General features: G+C 36.9%; 9 protein-coding genes. 3 read left to right on the top strand and 6 right to left on the bottom strand.

Translation table 11 applies throughout. From position 1 onward, the window contains the following. Nucleotides 1–84: 84 nt before the first annotated feature. The 3 genes from B9Y84_RS17055 (at nucleotide 85) to B9Y84_RS17045 (ending at nucleotide 5,114) form a co-directional block, all read left to right on the top strand. Nucleotides 85–1,482: a hypothetical protein gene (locus B9Y84_RS17055; protein ID WP_085518607.1), complete on the top strand. Its 1,398-nt coding sequence runs from the start codon at nucleotides 85–87 to the stop codon at nucleotides 1,480–1,482. A 185-nt stretch (nucleotides 1,483–1,667) separates the two neighbouring features. Further along, on the top strand, nucleotides 1,668–2,639 hold the full coding sequence (locus B9Y84_RS17050; RefSeq protein WP_085518606.1) for an alpha/beta fold hydrolase: 972 nt from the start codon (nucleotides 1,668–1,670) through the stop codon (nucleotides 2,637–2,639). A 21-nt stretch (nucleotides 2,640–2,660) separates the two neighbouring features. Beyond that, entirely contained in the window at nucleotides 2,661–5,114 is a 2,454-nt protein-coding gene (locus tag B9Y84_RS17045; RefSeq protein WP_085518605.1) for a TonB-dependent receptor, read from the top strand. Between the two features lie 360 nt (nucleotides 5,115–5,474). On the opposite strand, the gene B9Y84_RS17040 is transcribed toward B9Y84_RS17045, so the two are convergent. The 6 genes from B9Y84_RS17040 to B9Y84_RS17015 form a co-directional block, all read right to left on the bottom strand. Beyond that, nucleotides 5,475–8,540, bottom strand: a complete 3,066-nt coding sequence (locus B9Y84_RS17040; RefSeq protein WP_085518604.1) for a T9SS type A sorting domain-containing protein — start codon at nucleotides 8,538–8,540, stop codon at nucleotides 5,475–5,477. Nucleotides 8,541–8,852: 312 nt separating this feature from the next. Continuing rightward, nucleotides 8,853–9,269 carry a hypothetical protein gene (locus B9Y84_RS17035; RefSeq protein WP_085518603.1) on the bottom strand — a complete coding sequence of 139 codons (417 nt, stop codon included), beginning with the start codon at nucleotides 9,267–9,269 and terminating at the stop codon, nucleotides 8,853–8,855. Nucleotides 9,270–9,352: 83 nt separating this feature from the next. Further along, complete coding sequence (locus B9Y84_RS17030; protein WP_085518602.1) at nucleotides 9,353–11,866, bottom strand: T9SS type A sorting domain-containing protein; 2,514 nt, start codon at nucleotides 11,864–11,866, stop codon at nucleotides 9,353–9,355. A gap of 291 nt (nucleotides 11,867–12,157) precedes the next feature. After that, entirely contained in the window at nucleotides 12,158–13,810 is a 1,653-nt protein-coding gene (locus tag B9Y84_RS17025) for a GEVED domain-containing protein (protein ID WP_085518601.1), read from the bottom strand. Between the two features lie 299 nt (nucleotides 13,811–14,109). Continuing rightward, nucleotides 14,110–16,278 carry a hypothetical protein gene (locus B9Y84_RS17020; RefSeq protein WP_085518600.1) on the bottom strand — a complete coding sequence of 723 codons (2,169 nt, stop codon included), beginning with the start codon at nucleotides 16,276–16,278 and terminating at the stop codon, nucleotides 14,110–14,112. 50 nt (nucleotides 16,279–16,328) lie between these two features. Further along, the gene (locus tag B9Y84_RS17015; RefSeq protein ID WP_085518599.1) at nucleotides 16,329–17,033 is read right to left on the bottom strand and encodes a hypothetical protein; all 705 of its coding nucleotides are present in this window, start codon (nucleotides 17,031–17,033) and stop codon (nucleotides 16,329–16,331) included. Nucleotides 17,034–17,281 lie beyond the last annotated feature (248 nt).

Below are 17,281 nucleotides of genomic sequence, written 5' to 3'. Positions count from 1 at the left end.
CATAATCATTTATTGATTTAGCCTCTAAAATATCTTAATTTTCATGACTTTAGCATTACGGTTTAACAATAGTCCACTATCCTTTTGAAAAAGCAGAAACTGAAAAAATTTAACGAGTTCATATTAGGTCTCTTACCTCATGAAACAACATATCTGCTCAAAAAACAGCAATTTGCCGACCCTGATAATCTTACTATACTAAAGCAAACCCATGAAAAAGTCGCAGGGGTAACTCCACAACCTGATTTTTCAACTCACATTGATAAAAGAAAATATTCGCGTATGATTCACTGGATCAGCGAAAACCTCAATAGTGCGGATGTGGACAAAGAATTTGATCAACTTATTCAGTTAGAAAAGAAATTAATGAATGATGCGATCAGCACTGAAGATGAACAGATTCTATTAACCTTAATTAAGAATACGGATACATCACATTACTATTTCATGAAGCGCTTCGAATTAGCTATGCACTTATTGAATTATCTTTTGGTGAGGATGCGTCATAAGGAATACAATGAAGCGGTAAATTTTGTTAATCGGTATAAGCATAATTACGACCAATGCCGATTGGTTTACGGGAGAATACAAGAAGCTACTTTTGATATTACTAACCAATATACTTTTAACGATAAGGAATCCAGACAGTGGGAAAGTTGGCTTTTAACCATTTTCCGTGATCCTATGATGGACGGGATGAATCGCTACTACGCACTGGTGCGACTTATCTTTCTCTACTATAACTACAACCAGCAAGAACAAATGGAGAATTTGTTTGAAGAGGTTGAGCCCTTACTAGAATCTGGAAATTTCTACAGTAAAAGAATTCTGATTAACTACTACGGAAACCGTTTACTTTTCCACAGCAAGGCCAATCAACTAGATTTAGCTGAAAAATATGGCTACTTGTCTATAAGAGTGGAAAATAGTGACTTTTTACATTATGTGAATAATCTCAATACTGTATTATTAAAAAAGGGAAAAACACCGCAAGCGCTAAGCCTAATGAAAACAGCTTTTCCGGAAGCAAAGAAAAGCGCTAATTTTCATCATCGTGTGAGCTTTGTGGCATCCTATGTTCGCTGTTTAACAGACTCAGAAGAGTTGAATAAAGCCATCACGCATGCTGAGATCTTCCTTTCTGCATATAAAAAGGAATTGCTAGAGCATAGATGGCATTTTTTCTTCACTGTGTATTTTAGAGCATTATTTCTCAAAGGACATTACCGGAAAATATTGCAATACATTAGCAAATTCAAGCTTTTAGAAAGAGAGGAAAAGTATCTGCAAAAAATAAGCTCAGTAGCAACACTTGAATGGTATTCGTTCGCTGCATCTTATAAAAGTGAAAAAATTGAATTAAATGAATTAAGGAAATTCTCTAGTGATTTCTTGAAAATCTATGACAAAATCAGCAACAGAAGTAAAGCGGTTAATGAACTACTAAAAGACACCCAAAAAGTCATACCTGAACTATTCTAAATTCTAATAGTCGCACCCACTTTAATTTTTAATTAGTTATCTATTTGCTCTAAAATAGAATTAATCAACTACCCTACTCTTAAAAGTCAACCCTTCATTAATAATATTCTTCATTTGGTTTGAATTAAGCTTTCATAGATTAGCAATGCAGTTTTAAAGCAAAGTTAATTTTACACAAATGAGAAATGAAAGTACAATATTCTTACTCCACCCAGAATTTCACCTCCGGTATTATTCTACTAATAATGATAGTTATGGGTTTAGCTACTAAAAATGTGTCCGGTCAAAATCAGTTTCAAGCGCTAGCGTATCCATTTGAGATGAAAGAGGCCCAGCTCTCTGATAATAAGATAATGGCCTATACTGATTTGGGAAAAGGAGAGCCTATTTTATTCATCCATGGCTTAGCTAGCTATGCACCTGCATGGAAATATACGGTCAATGAGTTATCCAAATCCTATAGATGCATAGTGGTAGATTTAATCGGTTACGGAAAGTCTTCAAAAGGTCAGTACAAAGCAAATATGAGTTTCCATACTCAATACCTATTCGAATTAATGGATCATCTTGCTATTAATTCAACTCATATCGTAGGCCACTCGATGGGTGGACAAATTGCTTTAAAGATGGCTGTAGAAAAACCAGAAAAAGTAAAAACTCTGCTATTGATGGCTCCTGCAGGTATTGAAACCTTTACTGCTCAAGAAAAGAAAATATTCAAAAATTCTACCACTCCTCAAAGCATAGCTGAAGTATCAGACGAACAGTATCGTGCAAACCTTGCATTAAATTTTTACAAGATGGATGAAAGGGCAGAATTCATGTACGAAGACAGAATGAAAATCAAATCTGATGAGCAATTTATGGACTACAGCTATGTAGTGGCAGAAGGTGTAATGGGAATGTTAAATGAACCCATTTTTGACCAATTGCAGGTAATTACTCAGCCAACATTGATTTGCTATGGACTTGAAGACCGCTTGATCCCTAACACCTACCTACATAAAGAATTAACTACCAATAAAATAGGAGAAATAGCTAAAGAAAGCATTCCAAACAGTGAATTGAAAATGATACCTGACGCAGGTCACTTTGTACATTTTGATCAGCCTAAAAAAGTAAACGAAATCATGAAAAACTTTTTAGAAAACAATTAAACCACTTAATATACAACTACTATGAAAACGATAATTACAATAGGAATTAGTATTTGCCTTTTTTGGGCAAATATTAGTTATGCACAGCAAACCATTACTGGAAAAGTAATGGACGGAGACACCAAAGATCCACTTCCCGGAGTTAATGTTATGATTGAAGGAACTCAAGAAGGAGTCTCGACAAGAACGGATGGAACATTCGAACTAAAAACTTCCGTATCAAATCCAACCTTAGTTTTTAGTTTTATTGGGTTTGAAACCATAAAAAAAGAGACTAGTGGCAGTTCAGATCTAGGAACCATTACGATGACCCCCTCCTTGGTATATCTATCTGATCAGGTAGTAGTTTCTGGCACCAGAAGAGCTGAAAAAATCACTGAAACTCCTGCTACTATCCAAGTAATTGACTCAAGACAAATTAATGAGCTCCCTTCTTTTAATGCAGGCGAGCTACTTTCTCGAGTAAAAGGAGTTGAATTTGTTAGATCTGGTGTAATCGGAACAGGCGTTAACATAAGAGGTTTTAATAGCAATTTTAATGCTAAAAACTTGCAAGTTAATGATGGTAGATTTGCAACGCTAATTGCAACAGGGCTTCCTTTGGGTCCACTTTCTACTTTTATAAAAGAAGATATTGACAGAGTAGAAGTCATATTAGGACCAAATGCGGCACTTTACGGGCCGAATGCACACAACGGTTTGGTAAATACTATCATGAAAGACCCAAGAACATCAGAAGGGACAACCTTCGCTTTGGGAGCTGGCAATCAAAACATGTTTACCGGCAGACTAAGACATGCACAAAAAATCAACGATAAACTATCTTTTAGAATATCAGGAGAATATACAAGAGGAACTGAGTTTGAATTTACAGATTCAGTTTACGTCAATAGAATTGACAGCGAAGGCAATATCTATAAATCTGCAGAGGAAGAACTAGAATTAGATAATGACTTTGAATTTTTAAAAGGAAATGCTTCAATGGTATATGAAGTTGCAGATAATGCGGAGTTAGTAGCTACTTGGGGTGGCAGCAGCAGTACTTATTTAGCACCTACAAATGTTGGGAGAAATCAAATTAAAGATTGGAGAATTAACCATTACACTTTGAAATTCATATCAGATAAATGGTTTGCACAAGCTTATTACACCACTAGTAAAACAGATTCAACCTACTCAATTGACGATAGGACTAAACGCTACTACAGCGGAATCGATGCAGGATTAAGCGATGCTGAAGCAAGAGGAGATTTTTCTTACGAAACAGGAGCACTATTCGTAGATGATTCAAGAAGAATAAATGCCGAAATTCAACACAACAACAGCATCGGTGATTTGAATATAGTAGTAGGTTCTCAATTCCAACGTGATATGGCAAATAGCCATGGAACCTACCTTTTAGACGAAGATGAGAATGATTATATCACCATCAACCAGATTGGATTCTATACGCAGTTGGATTATAAATTAGGAAATGGATTTAAACTAACAGGAGCTGCCAGAGGTGACTACCATCAAATTTATGAATTCAATTTCGTGCCTAAGGGAGGAATTGTAAAATCATTTAAAAACGGTGCTGCAAGGTTGACTTACAGCAAAGGTATAGCGGCTCCAACCATCTTAAATATGTATGGTGATTTGTTCAGCGGTTTGATTTTGGGAAATGCGGAAGGCTTTACTTTAGCTGATGGAAGCACAGTGGCACCTCAAAGAGTAGAACAAATTCAGACTATAGAATTAGGGTACAAAGGTAAAGTTACTAAAAAGCTATACTTTGATGCTAATGCTTATTACAACATGTCCAAAGACTTTTTGAGTCCAGTTACAGTGGTCGGGGTAGCTACACAGAGAGGTGACCAACCCATTGAGGAAGTACAATCAGGTTATGGGGCATATGGCGGATTGGTTGCCACCTATATCAATTTTGGAGAAATAGACACTTACGGTTTTGATTTAGGCCTTAATTATGCTTTAAGCAATAGCTTAAGCTTGAATTTCAACTACTCCTTTTTCGATTATTCGGTTGATGAAGACAATATGGAAAATGATTTCAATAACGATGGAGTCGTCAATAAACTGGATGTATTGGTGAACTCACCAAATAACAGAGCAGGCTTTGGACTAACATACTCAGGAAGCAAATTTTTCGGTACTATCTTCACTAGATGGGTAGAGGAATACGATTACTTCTCCAGTTTCCAAATAGCAGCAGAAACGCAGGATTTAACCTACAGAGGAACTCCGATTGTAGAGGATGCCAGAAGTACAGACACTTGGAATTACGGACCATTGGGAGGCTTTGTGAATGTTGATGTGAGTTTAGGTTATAGAATCAATGATAAATTCACTGTTTCAGGGCAGGTAACCAATCTATTTGATTCAGAATTTAGAGAGTTCACAGCCTCCCCTTTCATTGGAAGGTTATTCAACTTTGAATTCAAAATGAACTTACCTCCGATTGGAAGTAAGAAGTAATATTTAAATCATTACAACCAACCTTCACCTTAAAAGACTGTTAGCAATAGCAGTCTTTTTTTACCTACAAAAAAAAACCTGTATTGCTACAGGGGCTCCTGAAAAACCACTACCTAAACGTGGGCTATTGCTAGCTTCTTCTATTCAGTCTAAACTCATATGTACCAAACTCACCCCGTCTAATTTCTTCATGATAGACGATGATGATGCTCAGCCTTTCATTGTTGAGTAAAGCTCTTGATTAAAGCGGAGAGTAAGCTTCTATCTCCCGAATTTTCTTAGATTTCCTGAAAAAGCCCCTGTTTCTAAGCAGGGATCTTTGAAAACAAATACATTCTGTACTAGAAATAAAATGCACACTTATTCTTTAATAAATTTCTGCATACTGCCTGTCTGATTTAGGCGAATAAAGTATAGACCTGAAGATAAATTACTAACATCAATTTCAGTTGATTCTCCAATGATAGTTGTAGATTTCACTATCACCCCCTTGACACTATAAATATTTAAGTAATCCGAATCCGCATTGTGCAGAATGCGAATCACATTCTCTGCTGGATTTGGATAAATAATAAAATCGTCATCTTTTTCATGATCAGTTGAAGTCACTCCTCCCACCTCAAAACTTTCTTCTACACTGCATCCATTCCCATCTGTTACAATAACGGAGTAAATACCTGTTTCAAGATTTTCTATTGAAGAAGTATTGGCTCCTGTGTTCCAGTCGTAAGCGTAGTCTTTAGTTCCTCCAGAGACCGTTAAATCTATCGCTCCGTTTCCTGCAACAGAGCTACTATTGGTCACCTTTTCGTCAACTACCAAAGCGGTTGGACTCTTAATGGTAGCAGTGGTTGACAAAACACAACTGCTATCATCCATTATTACTAAACTGTATTCTCCTTCTAATAAACCCTCCCAGGTATTATTTTCGCCAAAGGCACTTCCATTTAGACTATACGTGTAGGGTTCTATACCACCCGATACCATTACTTCAATTGAACCATCCTGTCCACCAAAGCAATTTATGTCTGATGTGATAAGCTCTGAAACAACAAAGTCTAAACAAGGATCTTTCGTCACCTGGAAGGAGGTTGAAGTTGTGGCTGCTTTAAACACTTCATTTCCTACTTGCACGGCAGTTAAGGTCACTTCTCCAATCGTTCCTTCCAAACTAATAGTAGTTCCATTAAGTTTGGCAGGACCTGAAACTTCATAAGTGAGGTCAAGACCGCTTGAGACTTCTGCTTCGAATTCAAAATCGTGATCAGTAGTATATTTGTTAGGAATCGAAGAAATATTAATAATCTGATCTACTTTACTAACTACTAATACTTTTTGAGCAACAGGTGCCGCTAAAAAATCTTCATTCCCCTCTTGAATTGCAGTTATTGTAGCCTCGCCAGCCCCGATAATAGTAGCAATTTTACCATTTACTGTAACCACCTGCAAATTTGAAGATGAATAGGAAACCTCTAAATTGCTGGAAGCAGTAGCCTTCAATTCAAAAGGCAGGTCATTCACTTTTTTATCTGATAGTACATCCCAAGTAATTGACTGCAAATTTTTTCCGGAAGAAACGGACCAGTCAAACCCGTCAGTACTATGAGTATCGTTCCACTGAATATAAATAATTTGACCCGCCTCTAAAATCGTTCTAATTTCTGATTGTAAACTCTCTGCATTATCATTTTCCGCAATGATGGTATTGCAATCGCTGTAAATATTTAAATCAGTATCTACTGTTGTTAGACCAACTGAGCTTATAATATATTCACTATTTTCCATTGCTTTAAATTCATATACAGCAGGAGCTGAAACAACGGTATTGATACCTAGTGAAGCATTCATGGTATTTTCACAATCTACAGTTTCAAGTACTCCCACACAAAAACTTACGGTTTCACTAAACTCAAATTCTCCACCTGATTTTATGATCCTACCATCAGCATCGGTAATAGTGTACGAGCCGTTCCCTTCACCGCAGCATATCCCGTCTCCAAAGGAATCCTTGATTTCAAAAGTATAATTACCATCCTCAAAATCAAAATTTTCAGTATAGGTAGTTTCATTACCATAAGTTATTGAATCAGTCTGAACCACAACTCCATCCAAGGACAGAACCCATGAAGTTTCGTCACCATATTTATCAGTATTGAGCGTAAATGTAAGAGGACTACTATAGCACCCTAAAGTATTAAAAGAAACTGCTTCTGAATACGCTCCAATACCACCTTCACTACATTTTGCAGTCACTTTTATAGTATATGTATTCCCTTCTGCTAAATCAATTAAGTCAATAGAATTACTGAGCGTATTACTCACTATGCCGTTAACCCAAACGTCATAACTATTCGCTTCTGCAACTGCATCCCAAACTAAGCTTAAAGAATTGGTACTTCTACCGGACAAAGACAAGTTTGTAGGTGCTGATAAAGAGCAACCATCCTGAACTATTCCAAGATTTTCTCTGAAACCACCCGGTTCAAATAATGCATAAGACCTCGTTTTTTGCCCTTCTGAAAACATAAACATGCAAGCATCATTTGTATAATCCATGTAATTCATGAACATATCACTAGTGAATTCGGTGTTTTCAGCACATGATTTTGAAGGATAAGAGGGACATCCCCCGTTCGAATCGGCTGCAAGAGGAGTATCGCCTACTCCATCGTCTACACTACAACCTCCGTCCCCCCAAATGTGTCTTAAGTTTAAGTAGTGCCCGATTTCGTGCGTAGTAGTTCTTCCTTTATCATAAGGCGAACTTAAATAAAAAGGATTTGAAGGATCAGTATCATAATCAGAACTACCAAAGAAATTAGGTCCCACAACAACTCCATCTGTTGGAAGAGAGCCTCCAGGAAACTGAGCATATCCCAAAATATCACCAGAAATTTTACAAACCCAAATATTTAAGTGCGTTTCAGGCGTAATAGCATCAACTCCTCCAGTTGCGGTACTTTTCATTTTGTTATCGGTATCCCATTCTACTACAGTTGAAGATTTTCTGCTAATACCTTCCAAGGTAAAAATCAATTGATAATCGGATACTAAACTTTCAAATTCGGTCGGAACATCAGCAACATCCGTGTTTAAAGCCCTGAAGTCTTCATTTAACACTTCAATTTGTGATTCAATTTGAGCGTTACTTAGATTTTGTTCAGGAACATTTTCATCATATATAATGTGTACGTAGACAGGAATTTCTCTTACGGTAGTAGAGGCTGTACTCCTGAAAGATTTTTGTATTTCCTGAAAGGCTTTTGTATTTCTTTGAATCTGCTTATAGCGATTTTTGTACAATGGGTCATGATCCATTTGATAATCATGCAAAGTTTGAGCAGCACATTTACGCTGCTGCGGAGCCTGTGAAAAAACAGATCCGCTAATGAAAAGTGAAAGGAGTAAAAGATACAATTCCTTCATGAGAGCATTTAAGCATTAATTCTATACATAAAGTTAAGCAAAATAATAGCTTATTAAGAGTATGACATTCTGTTTTCGATGAAAGCTAGTAGAATACATGTAAGAATTTTCTTGTTCTCCGAAGATTACCTTGTTGATAGTGACAGAATTACGAAATATTACAAACATTTTCTCCGCATCAGAATCTTATCTACTACTATTAACTCTATCCTGCATCTTGTAGCTTTTGACTGGCGGGCTATCAAAAAAAAAGCATCCGCTAGTGAGCGGATGCCTTTGATAGTAGTTAGTTTAATCTGAATTTGCGAATGATTATTCCATCACAAACTCGTAAGTCCCATATTCTCCTCTGCCAGTTTCCTCTTCATAAATGATCACTACTGTTAAAGACCCATTATTTACATTAGCAGTAAATAATCTTCCGTCTTGTCTAAGAAACTCATCCTCTGTTTCGGCAGTTTCAAAGTCATAGCTACCGCTTTCCGGCCATACAGGACTCCCATTTTGGGTAGTATAATTCTTATCCGATAGCGTAATGCTGAAATCAGCAAAATCTGAGATCACCGTTTGATCTTTTCTTACTTCACTGGCCGTCCAGGTGCCTTGCAGTGCTTCAATTATAGCTGCTTGTGTATCTTCATCTGGTTTCGGATCATCTTTTCCTTTGCAAGAGGCTATGATGATGGCCATTAAAGCCAGAAAACCTGTATATTTTAATATATTCTTCATCTCTTTGATTTTAATGTTGGTTCTATATTTTTTAAAGGAATCAAGGCAGAAGTTTGAAAAGATCTGCCCTGATTCTAATTCAATTATTCTTTTACAAATCTGTAGATCGGAGAGGCTCCATCTTGTTTGATGAAGTACAAACCTGAAGGCAACTGACTTACATTAAATTCAGTTCTGCTTCCTTCTGTAGAGATCTCATTTAACAACTTTCCTGTTGCATCATACAGCTTCAAGCTTTTCGCTTTTTCGCTATGCTGCAATTGAACGATGTCTTTTGCCGGATTAGGGAAGATCGTAATGGCGTTCGACAAGGCTTCTTCATTAGCTGTAACACCACCAATCGTAAAGCTTTCTTCGATACTACAGTCATTGGCATCTGTTACAGTTACCGTATATTCTCCTACTTCCAGTTCGCTGATTGATGCTGTTTCGGCTCCATTGCTCCAACTGTAAGTATAGTCTGCTGTTCCGCCTGTCACCGTCAATGCTATACTCCCATTTCCTAAAATGCTGTTGCTATTCTCCACTTCCGCTGTAATTTCCAAAGCATCAGGACTAGAGATAGTAGCAGAGGTGGTAGCAGTACAGCCATTTGCATCTGTTACTTCAATCGTATACTCTCCCGCTGTCAATTCAGTAAACTCATTGCTTTCTATTCCTTCTGCTCCAGCTAAACTATAAGTAAATGGAGCAGTTCCTGCTGTAGTTTCAACTGTGATTGTCCCATCTGCTTCTCCTGCGCAATTTACATTAGCGGCAGTAGCACTAGCTGCAAAATCTAAACATGGGTCTTCGGTCACTTCGAAACTGATTGTCTCTGAAGCAGAATTGTAATTATCATTACCTGCTTGGCTTGCGGTCACTTCCACCGTTCCTGTGGTTCCATCTAAGCTGATAGTAGATCCTTCAATTGTCGCAGGACCGCTCACTTCATAAGTTAATGCAAGCTCACTAGTCGAACTTGCCTCTACCTCAAAAGGCGCATCGGTTGTGAACTTTTCAACAATTGCTGTAATGCTGACTTCCTGTTCAGCTTTATTGACTACTAAAGATCGTTCAACGGGAATAGCTGCACTATTATCAACATTTCCTTCTTGAGAAGCTGTTATGACAGTTTTTCCAGCTCCATTAATAGTTACAATCGAGCCTTCAATTGAAGCTACATCTGTATTACTAGAATTATAGCTTATATTTAGCCCTGAAGTTGAAAAGGCAGATAATTCAAAATCATCATCTCCAAAGGTTTTTTCAGGTATAGGATTAAATGTTATTTGTTGTCTAGAGGTGTTATATACAGTCCAAGTAAATCCATCTTGGGTATTAAATTGATCTGACTCCCATAATAGCAATATGGTCTCATCTTGTTGTAACTCTAAACTTATTTTTGCTTTGGAAGAATATCCACTTGGATTATTCTCTGCTCGAATAGTCCCTTCACAACTATCATAAATTTTCAAAACTGTTCCTTTATCACTAGTCTCGGCTTCAGATGAAATTTCATAAGTGGCTGCCTCAGTAGCTGTAAAACTAAACCATTGTGGTGTGAAATCTGCTGATTGTTGCCCCTCTTCCGCTACGATTGGATCACTGCATTGGTCTCCAGCATCAGGTTCTGTTAATAATAATTCCCAATCAAAATCACCGCCCTCAATATTATTAAACCTAAAATAATAGTCAGTTTCAGCTTCTAAATCCAAAGCAAAAACAGAACTGTCTCTTTCTTGCACAATTGAGCTTGATCCACAACCATTTTTCGTAAGGATCATTTCAACACCTTCTTTTACGTTGGCTTGTAATTTTTTTCCTGCTACATCAGCTGGCGTAGTATATTTAAACCAATAAGGTTCTAAATCAGTTGCTGGCAAAGTGTTTGTCCCAACAATAGCGGTCTTAGCAACTGAACATCTCTCCCCGGTTTCTGGAATTTCAATTGTCCAATCAAAACTACTTTGACCACTAATTTCAATTTTTATAAAGTATTGTTGATTTGCAATAAAATTTGAATTGCCCAAATTTGAACTAGCTAAAATATTTCTCTCATTTGTAAGGTTACTACAGTCGCCTTCAAATACTTTAATATCAGAAAAGTTAAAATCTGGTAAAATAAAATACACTATATCATTTTCAACATCGGGCATTGTGAAAGTGTACCAATATTGGCCACCTCCTTCTAAAGGCATATTATTAGTACCTTCTACTGCTTCAACAGCTGTAGAACATAATTCACCAGTTACAAAATCTAGGACTTCTACCGTCCATTCAAAGCTTTCAGTATTACCAGCCTCAACTTCAATCAGGATAACTTCATTTGGTTCAGCATCATAATATAGCAGATCTCCAAAACTTTGAACATATAAAGTATTCGTGAATCCTGTGCAGCTACTGTTAAGTTCAACCCTCGTTCCATCTGGTGACCCAATTTTTAATTTACCTCCAGATGATGGCATTGTAAACTCATACCAATAGTAATTATCATTTGGAGTTGCCGGTTGGGTTTGGGTACCTTCTGTTATGGGAACAGCGGTCGAACAATCTGTTTGACCAAAGCTCATAAAACTGGTGAACAGTAAAATAAGTACAAAATAAAGTTTTTTCATTTGGGTAAATTTGTTGTGAGTAAAAATCAAAACTAGGCAACTGCTGGAAAGAATCAAAACGAAACTACGCAAATCGGATCAAAAAGGTAGGTGCTGAACCGCCCCAATTCTGACTATTCTTGAAGCCTAACACAAATCACTAGACCTCTTATCAACCTCAAAGAACCAACCAGAAAAAAAACAAGGAATTCATAAAAAATTCTAAAAAAAATAGCACCAGATTTTTTTCCAGTGCTATTTTTAAATTTGAGACTAAAATATTTAGTCATTCACGACTATTTCTAGTATCTCTTACTTTACAACAAACTCTGCGCTAACAGTCTTTCCACCAGCTTGTGCTTGTATTGTGTAGTTACCTTTAGGTAAATCGCTTGTATTAATGGTTGTACGTTCACCCTCTGCATCCACTGATTTAACTAAATCATTAGCGGTATTGTAAATCTGTATTGGTTCAGAAGTATCAATATTATTGATCAATACATCAAATTTATCACTATTGGATACACCATCTGTCTTTAAGAACAAAATATCATCTTCCGATCCAAGATCAATAACTTCTGATCCGTTAATTGGGGTTTCATTTGCATCAGTTGGAGAATCTGTAATTATAACAGTATAGTCTTCAACTTCACCAAAAGTAAAATCATCACACGGACCAACTGTTCCATTGTAACTCATAGTGAATCTTAATCTTGTAGCTCCTAATGAAGCACTTGCAGGAATAGTAATGGTAGTTGCTAAAAGGCTAGGATCAGCTGTACAACAAATATTTAATAACTTTTCACCTGCGTCATCAAAATCACCATCCTGATTTAAATCAATCCATAAATTCCAAGCTTCAGACCAAAGAATTGAAGAATAACCAGCTTGAAAAAATACGTTTTCAGTAGATCCTCGCTGCAGAGCAGTAGATAAATTAGTGAAATCTGCATAGTCACCACTGACTCCACTGTTGTTATCAATTGAACCTAATACAAATCTTTGGATCCACTCATCTGCCTGTGTATCAGCTTTCGAATCGCAATACGTTAGGTTAGGACAAGCCTCTAATGGAATCGTAATAATTGATTCATTATCTGAGGTACTAATTTCAACATCATTATCATCACCAGTTATCACTGAACCAGCGATACTAACTTTCAAAATTAAATCATTACATGCATCAAAAGCTGCGTCCTCTATAAAGACTCTGATATTCTTCTCAGTCTCTCCTTCCTCAAACGTAATAGAACCTCCAGTAAGATCACTATATAAATCACCAACTTGACCACTTTCATTTGTAAGATCATAAGTCAAAGTCGTTTCAGTAATAGCAGGCATATCAAGCACTACCGGAATAATAACAGTTCTGTTTTTAGAAACAGTAACTTCAAATTCAGATTCGGCAATCGTTGCGATGGTAGGATTATTTTCAATTGTAATTGTAGCTGAGAACCTCTCACGCTCGCCCTCATCTACTGTAAATTCTGTTCCATCAGCGGCCGTTGCACTTTCAAGCGAAACAGTTACCGATTCATCTCCCTCAGTAACCCCATCACGGAGCACGGCTACGGTAAACTCAGCAATTTTTAATGACTTAGAAATTGTTATGATAGCACCATCTGCATCAACACTTTTCAAGTCAGCACCTAATATAGTAAAATCTTCTCCGTATTCACCTGCGCCAGAAAAAGAAAGGTTTACATCAATATCCTGATCAACTTCACTTGGATTTAGAACTTGAAGAGCAAAACTTTCACCCTCCTGAACTGTGGCAGATCCTGGGCTAGCTGAAGATAGTTCAACATAAAAATCTGGTAATTCGTCAGTGCCCTCTAGCAAATCATTTTGTTGCCTCACCATATCAGGCGTAGGACCTGGATCTTGATTGTCACACGAGACCACTACAAAAAAAGATGAAATTAGTAATGCGAGTAAGTATTCAATTCTATAATGTCTTTTCATATTGAACCAATTAATATTTGAACTGTAAAAATAACCATATAAATATAGTTAACAAATATTTCTATATCTTAAATGATAACAAATATCAAATTCATTATAAAAGGACCATACGCGATAATCCCTTTTATCCCTGCTATCAAAAAAATTAGCGCTATTGACTTATGCAAACTCACGACTATTAAATCACAAGATTCATATCCTTGCCCATAAAGCACTAAAAATTATTAAAATATAAAAAAAACATAAAAAAACCGATCCGGATATCCGGATCGGTTTATACACTAAGATTCTACAAAATCTTATTGAACTCTATCATCTAATAAGAATCCAGGTCCATAATTGATATTTCTAATGATTGTAGTTCCATTCTCTGGAGCTCCAATACCAATTGGTAAATTGTTTCCAACTAAAGCACCACTGTCATTAACATCATCAGTATAACCTGATCCACCATTGACAATAATGAAATCTTCACTCCATTCGATTTCTAAATCATCACTGTTAGTATCAAAACCTGTCAATGTCACTTCTACATCGGAAGCTACAGTTCCGTCAAGATTTTGGAATGTTACTGTTACAGGCTCTGTATAACCAGTACCTGCCACAATATTGCTGAAGTCGTCAAACTCACCATCAACAAGGTCGATATCAGCAGAAGCAGCTTCGTGCTTAGCGTTTACAACGATTGGCTCAGGAGCTTCTACAAAACGATCATCCGTTACAAATTCAGTATATGCAAAATAGATATCTTCAGGTAATAAAACATATGGAGTAGTAACGGTAGCTGAAGGAGTAAAACGGTACTGGAACTCCATAGCTTCAATTACTGCTGTAGCAGCTGTAGTAGCATCTCCACCTGTTAATGTAATAGTAGGCGCTGAATCATAACCTTCTCCACCTGTTTCGATATCAAGGTCAGTAAGTCTACCTGTATAAGTTACAGTAAATGTTGCATCCTCATCTCCACCAGGGTTGGTGAAATCGTCTTCAAAACCTCTAATAGAAGCTACTTCATTAGTACCAAGATCATCCCAAGTATCCCAGAAATCACCAGTAGTTGGTAAATCATCAATATCAATACCCGTGATTCCACCTGTTCCGTTTACAGCTGTAACCTCAGCAGAAACTTGCGCTACGCCGGCCAAAGGAACATCATTACCATCACCATCGACTCTTCTTATTTCAATATCAAAAACATCTCCAACAATATAGCCTTCACCAGCATTATTAATTGCAAGAGTAGCACCTGTGTTTCTCCATTCCATTCCTACTTTTGCCTCAGCGCTGTCTTCAGGAGCAACACGACCACCACCTGTAATCGTTGCAACTGGAGATGACTGGTAACCAGCTCCTTGTGTCGTTCTAATTCTTATACCGCCAATTGTTTCAACTGGAAAATCATAATCACCAGCAGTTAAACTTCTTTGGAAAGTACCTGCAACATCTAAAGTAAATCCAGCACCTTGAGGAGCCGGCTCAGAAAATACTGCTCTTAAACTACTGTAAGTATTAGTAGTGTAAACATTATCGCTTCCACCTGTAGTTGCAGCGCTTTCACCGAAAACTGCAGGGAATGTACCAACTGCAACGCCACCTTCTACTGTAGTTTGACCTCCATCTGTTGAGCTATAAGCAACTGTAGCATCAGCTTCAAGATTAGGAACTAAGAAATCATAAGTAAGACCTAGACCCGGAACAGCCGGTAAAGTCATAAGATAATCACCAGTAGTACCATCCACTTCAGCAGAACCAATGTTAGCTTGAGTAAATGTAATGCTAGTAGCACTTGAATTTGACCCTGAAAAACTTGCATTATTGTTAGTAGTTGATACAATGTTGCTTGCGTTTGTCAAGTTCGCTCTAATCGTAACACCTTGAGGAATCTCAGGTGAATCATTCGTTACATCAGATTCAAAAGTTACTTTACCTTTAACGGTACTAGTTAGCATACCTGTTAAAGGAATTGCAGTGATACGCGCACTTTCTGAAGTTTCAATTGGAATAACTTGTCCATCGATAATTTCATAGTGAACTCCTCTTTCAGGAACTCCAAAATCAATTTCGAAAGATAAATCAACGTGATCTGCAGAACTCATTTTGATGGTATGTCCACCCATTTGAATATCTGTAAAAGTAATGTTTCCATTAGCATCAGTCGTAGCTGAAGCTGTTTCTCCTGCTTGATTAGTAGCTGAGATAGTAACACCTTCCACACCAGCTTCATCAGTAGCCACTGTCACAGAAAAATCTAATAATTGACCTGCTCGATTCAAAGCATCAACAGCAGCTTGTTTGCCTGCATTGTCAATAGAATCTTCACGTGCATTTTCTCTATCTTCTTGTTGTTGAGCAAGGTCATATTGCGCTTGCAATAAATCCTCCTCCGTAAAATCGTCAGCGCAGGAAGAAATGATGAATGTCATCACCAATGCCCCCACGAACATTTTAAGTAAATTGTTGATCTTCATAATTATTGATTTAAGTTAAAATTTGAATTATTATTTATTAAGGTTAAAAATTACAGGTTAAAAATTGTCATTCCGAAATTTAACATGATACTGTTGGTGTATACATCCCCCACATTTCCAATTCTACCTAATCCAACATTATTCATTTGATTTAATCCTTGACGGTACATTATTTCTACAAATCCTTTTCTGTCATCTTCTAATGCAAAATCAAATCCGAAACCACCTGCAATATCAAAATGATGGTTAACAAAATCTCCTCTTACATTTTCTTTATCTCCGGAATATACCGCATAAGCTCCAGTAGATCTATTTACGAGCCTATAATCTCTTTTTTCAATTGTAGCTACATTAAATCCATATGCAAAACCGACTGTTAATCGAGGTTTAATTGCTGCCTCTTCTGAACCCGGATAGTAAACATTTACATAAATCGGAATCTCAACATTATGAAAGACCAATTGCCTATTAATGTATTCTGTGCTGAAATCAAAACCAGCCGGAGCATCAGTGTAACTTGGTCTAGAACCACCGAGTTGATTATAGCTTACCCCTGCCCTTGCATTTAAAAACAGAATGTCATAAGAAGCAAAAAGGCCCCCGTTGAATCCTGTATAAACCCCAGGAGAGTTTAACTGATTGATGTTAGCACCAACGCTAGCACCTAAACCGATCTGCGCTTGAAGCCCATATCCAAAGAACAAAAAGCTCAAGACTAGGGAAAGCTTAATCGTGCATTTTAGTAAGTATTTCATATTAAGCGGGTTATGTGTTAAAAATTTAATTTTAGTAGTTTTAAATGTAATTTTTCGTGTATTCGATTACAATAATACGTAATTTTTAATACAAAAAAACAAATACAATGAATTTTTGATCTATTTTTTTCGGTGTAGTTGCATTTTTCTTCGATAGAATATTTTATTTCCTACACTTACAACATTGCTGTCTAACAACATACAAATGCAAGATTCGAAAAAACATATCAATTAAAACATCTACTTAT

Source organism: Marivirga sericea (assembly GCF_900177665.1).
Lineage (GTDB): Bacteria > Bacteroidota > Bacteroidia > Cytophagales > Cyclobacteriaceae > Marivirga > Marivirga sericea.
The sequence above is the reverse complement of the archived record's forward strand: the minus strand, read 5'-3'. Positions and strand labels throughout refer to the sequence as shown.

Coding starts and splice junctions, on each gene's coding strand:
- B9Y84_RS17050 (WP_085518606.1), top strand. CDS start 1,668: ATGAAAGTACAATATTCTTACTCCACCCAGAATTTCACCTCCGGTATT.
- B9Y84_RS17045 (WP_085518605.1), top strand. CDS start 2,661: ATGAAAACGATAATTACAATAGGAATTAGTATTTGCCTTTTTTGGGCA.
- B9Y84_RS17040 (WP_085518604.1), bottom strand. CDS start 8,540: ATGAAGGAATTGTATCTTTTACTCCTTTCACTTTTCATTAGCGGATCT.
- B9Y84_RS17035 (WP_085518603.1), bottom strand. CDS start 9,269: ATGAAGAATATATTAAAATATACAGGTTTTCTGGCTTTAATGGCCATC.
- B9Y84_RS17030 (WP_085518602.1), bottom strand. CDS start 11,866: ATGAAAAAACTTTATTTTGTACTTATTTTACTGTTCACCAGTTTTATG.
- B9Y84_RS17025 (WP_085518601.1), bottom strand. CDS start 13,810: ATGAAAAGACATTATAGAATTGAATACTTACTCGCATTACTAATTTCA.
- B9Y84_RS17020 (WP_085518600.1), bottom strand. CDS start 16,278: ATGAAGATCAACAATTTACTTAAAATGTTCGTGGGGGCATTGGTGATG.
- B9Y84_RS17015 (WP_085518599.1), bottom strand. CDS start 17,033: ATGAAATACTTACTAAAATGCACGATTAAGCTTTCCCTAGTCTTGAGC.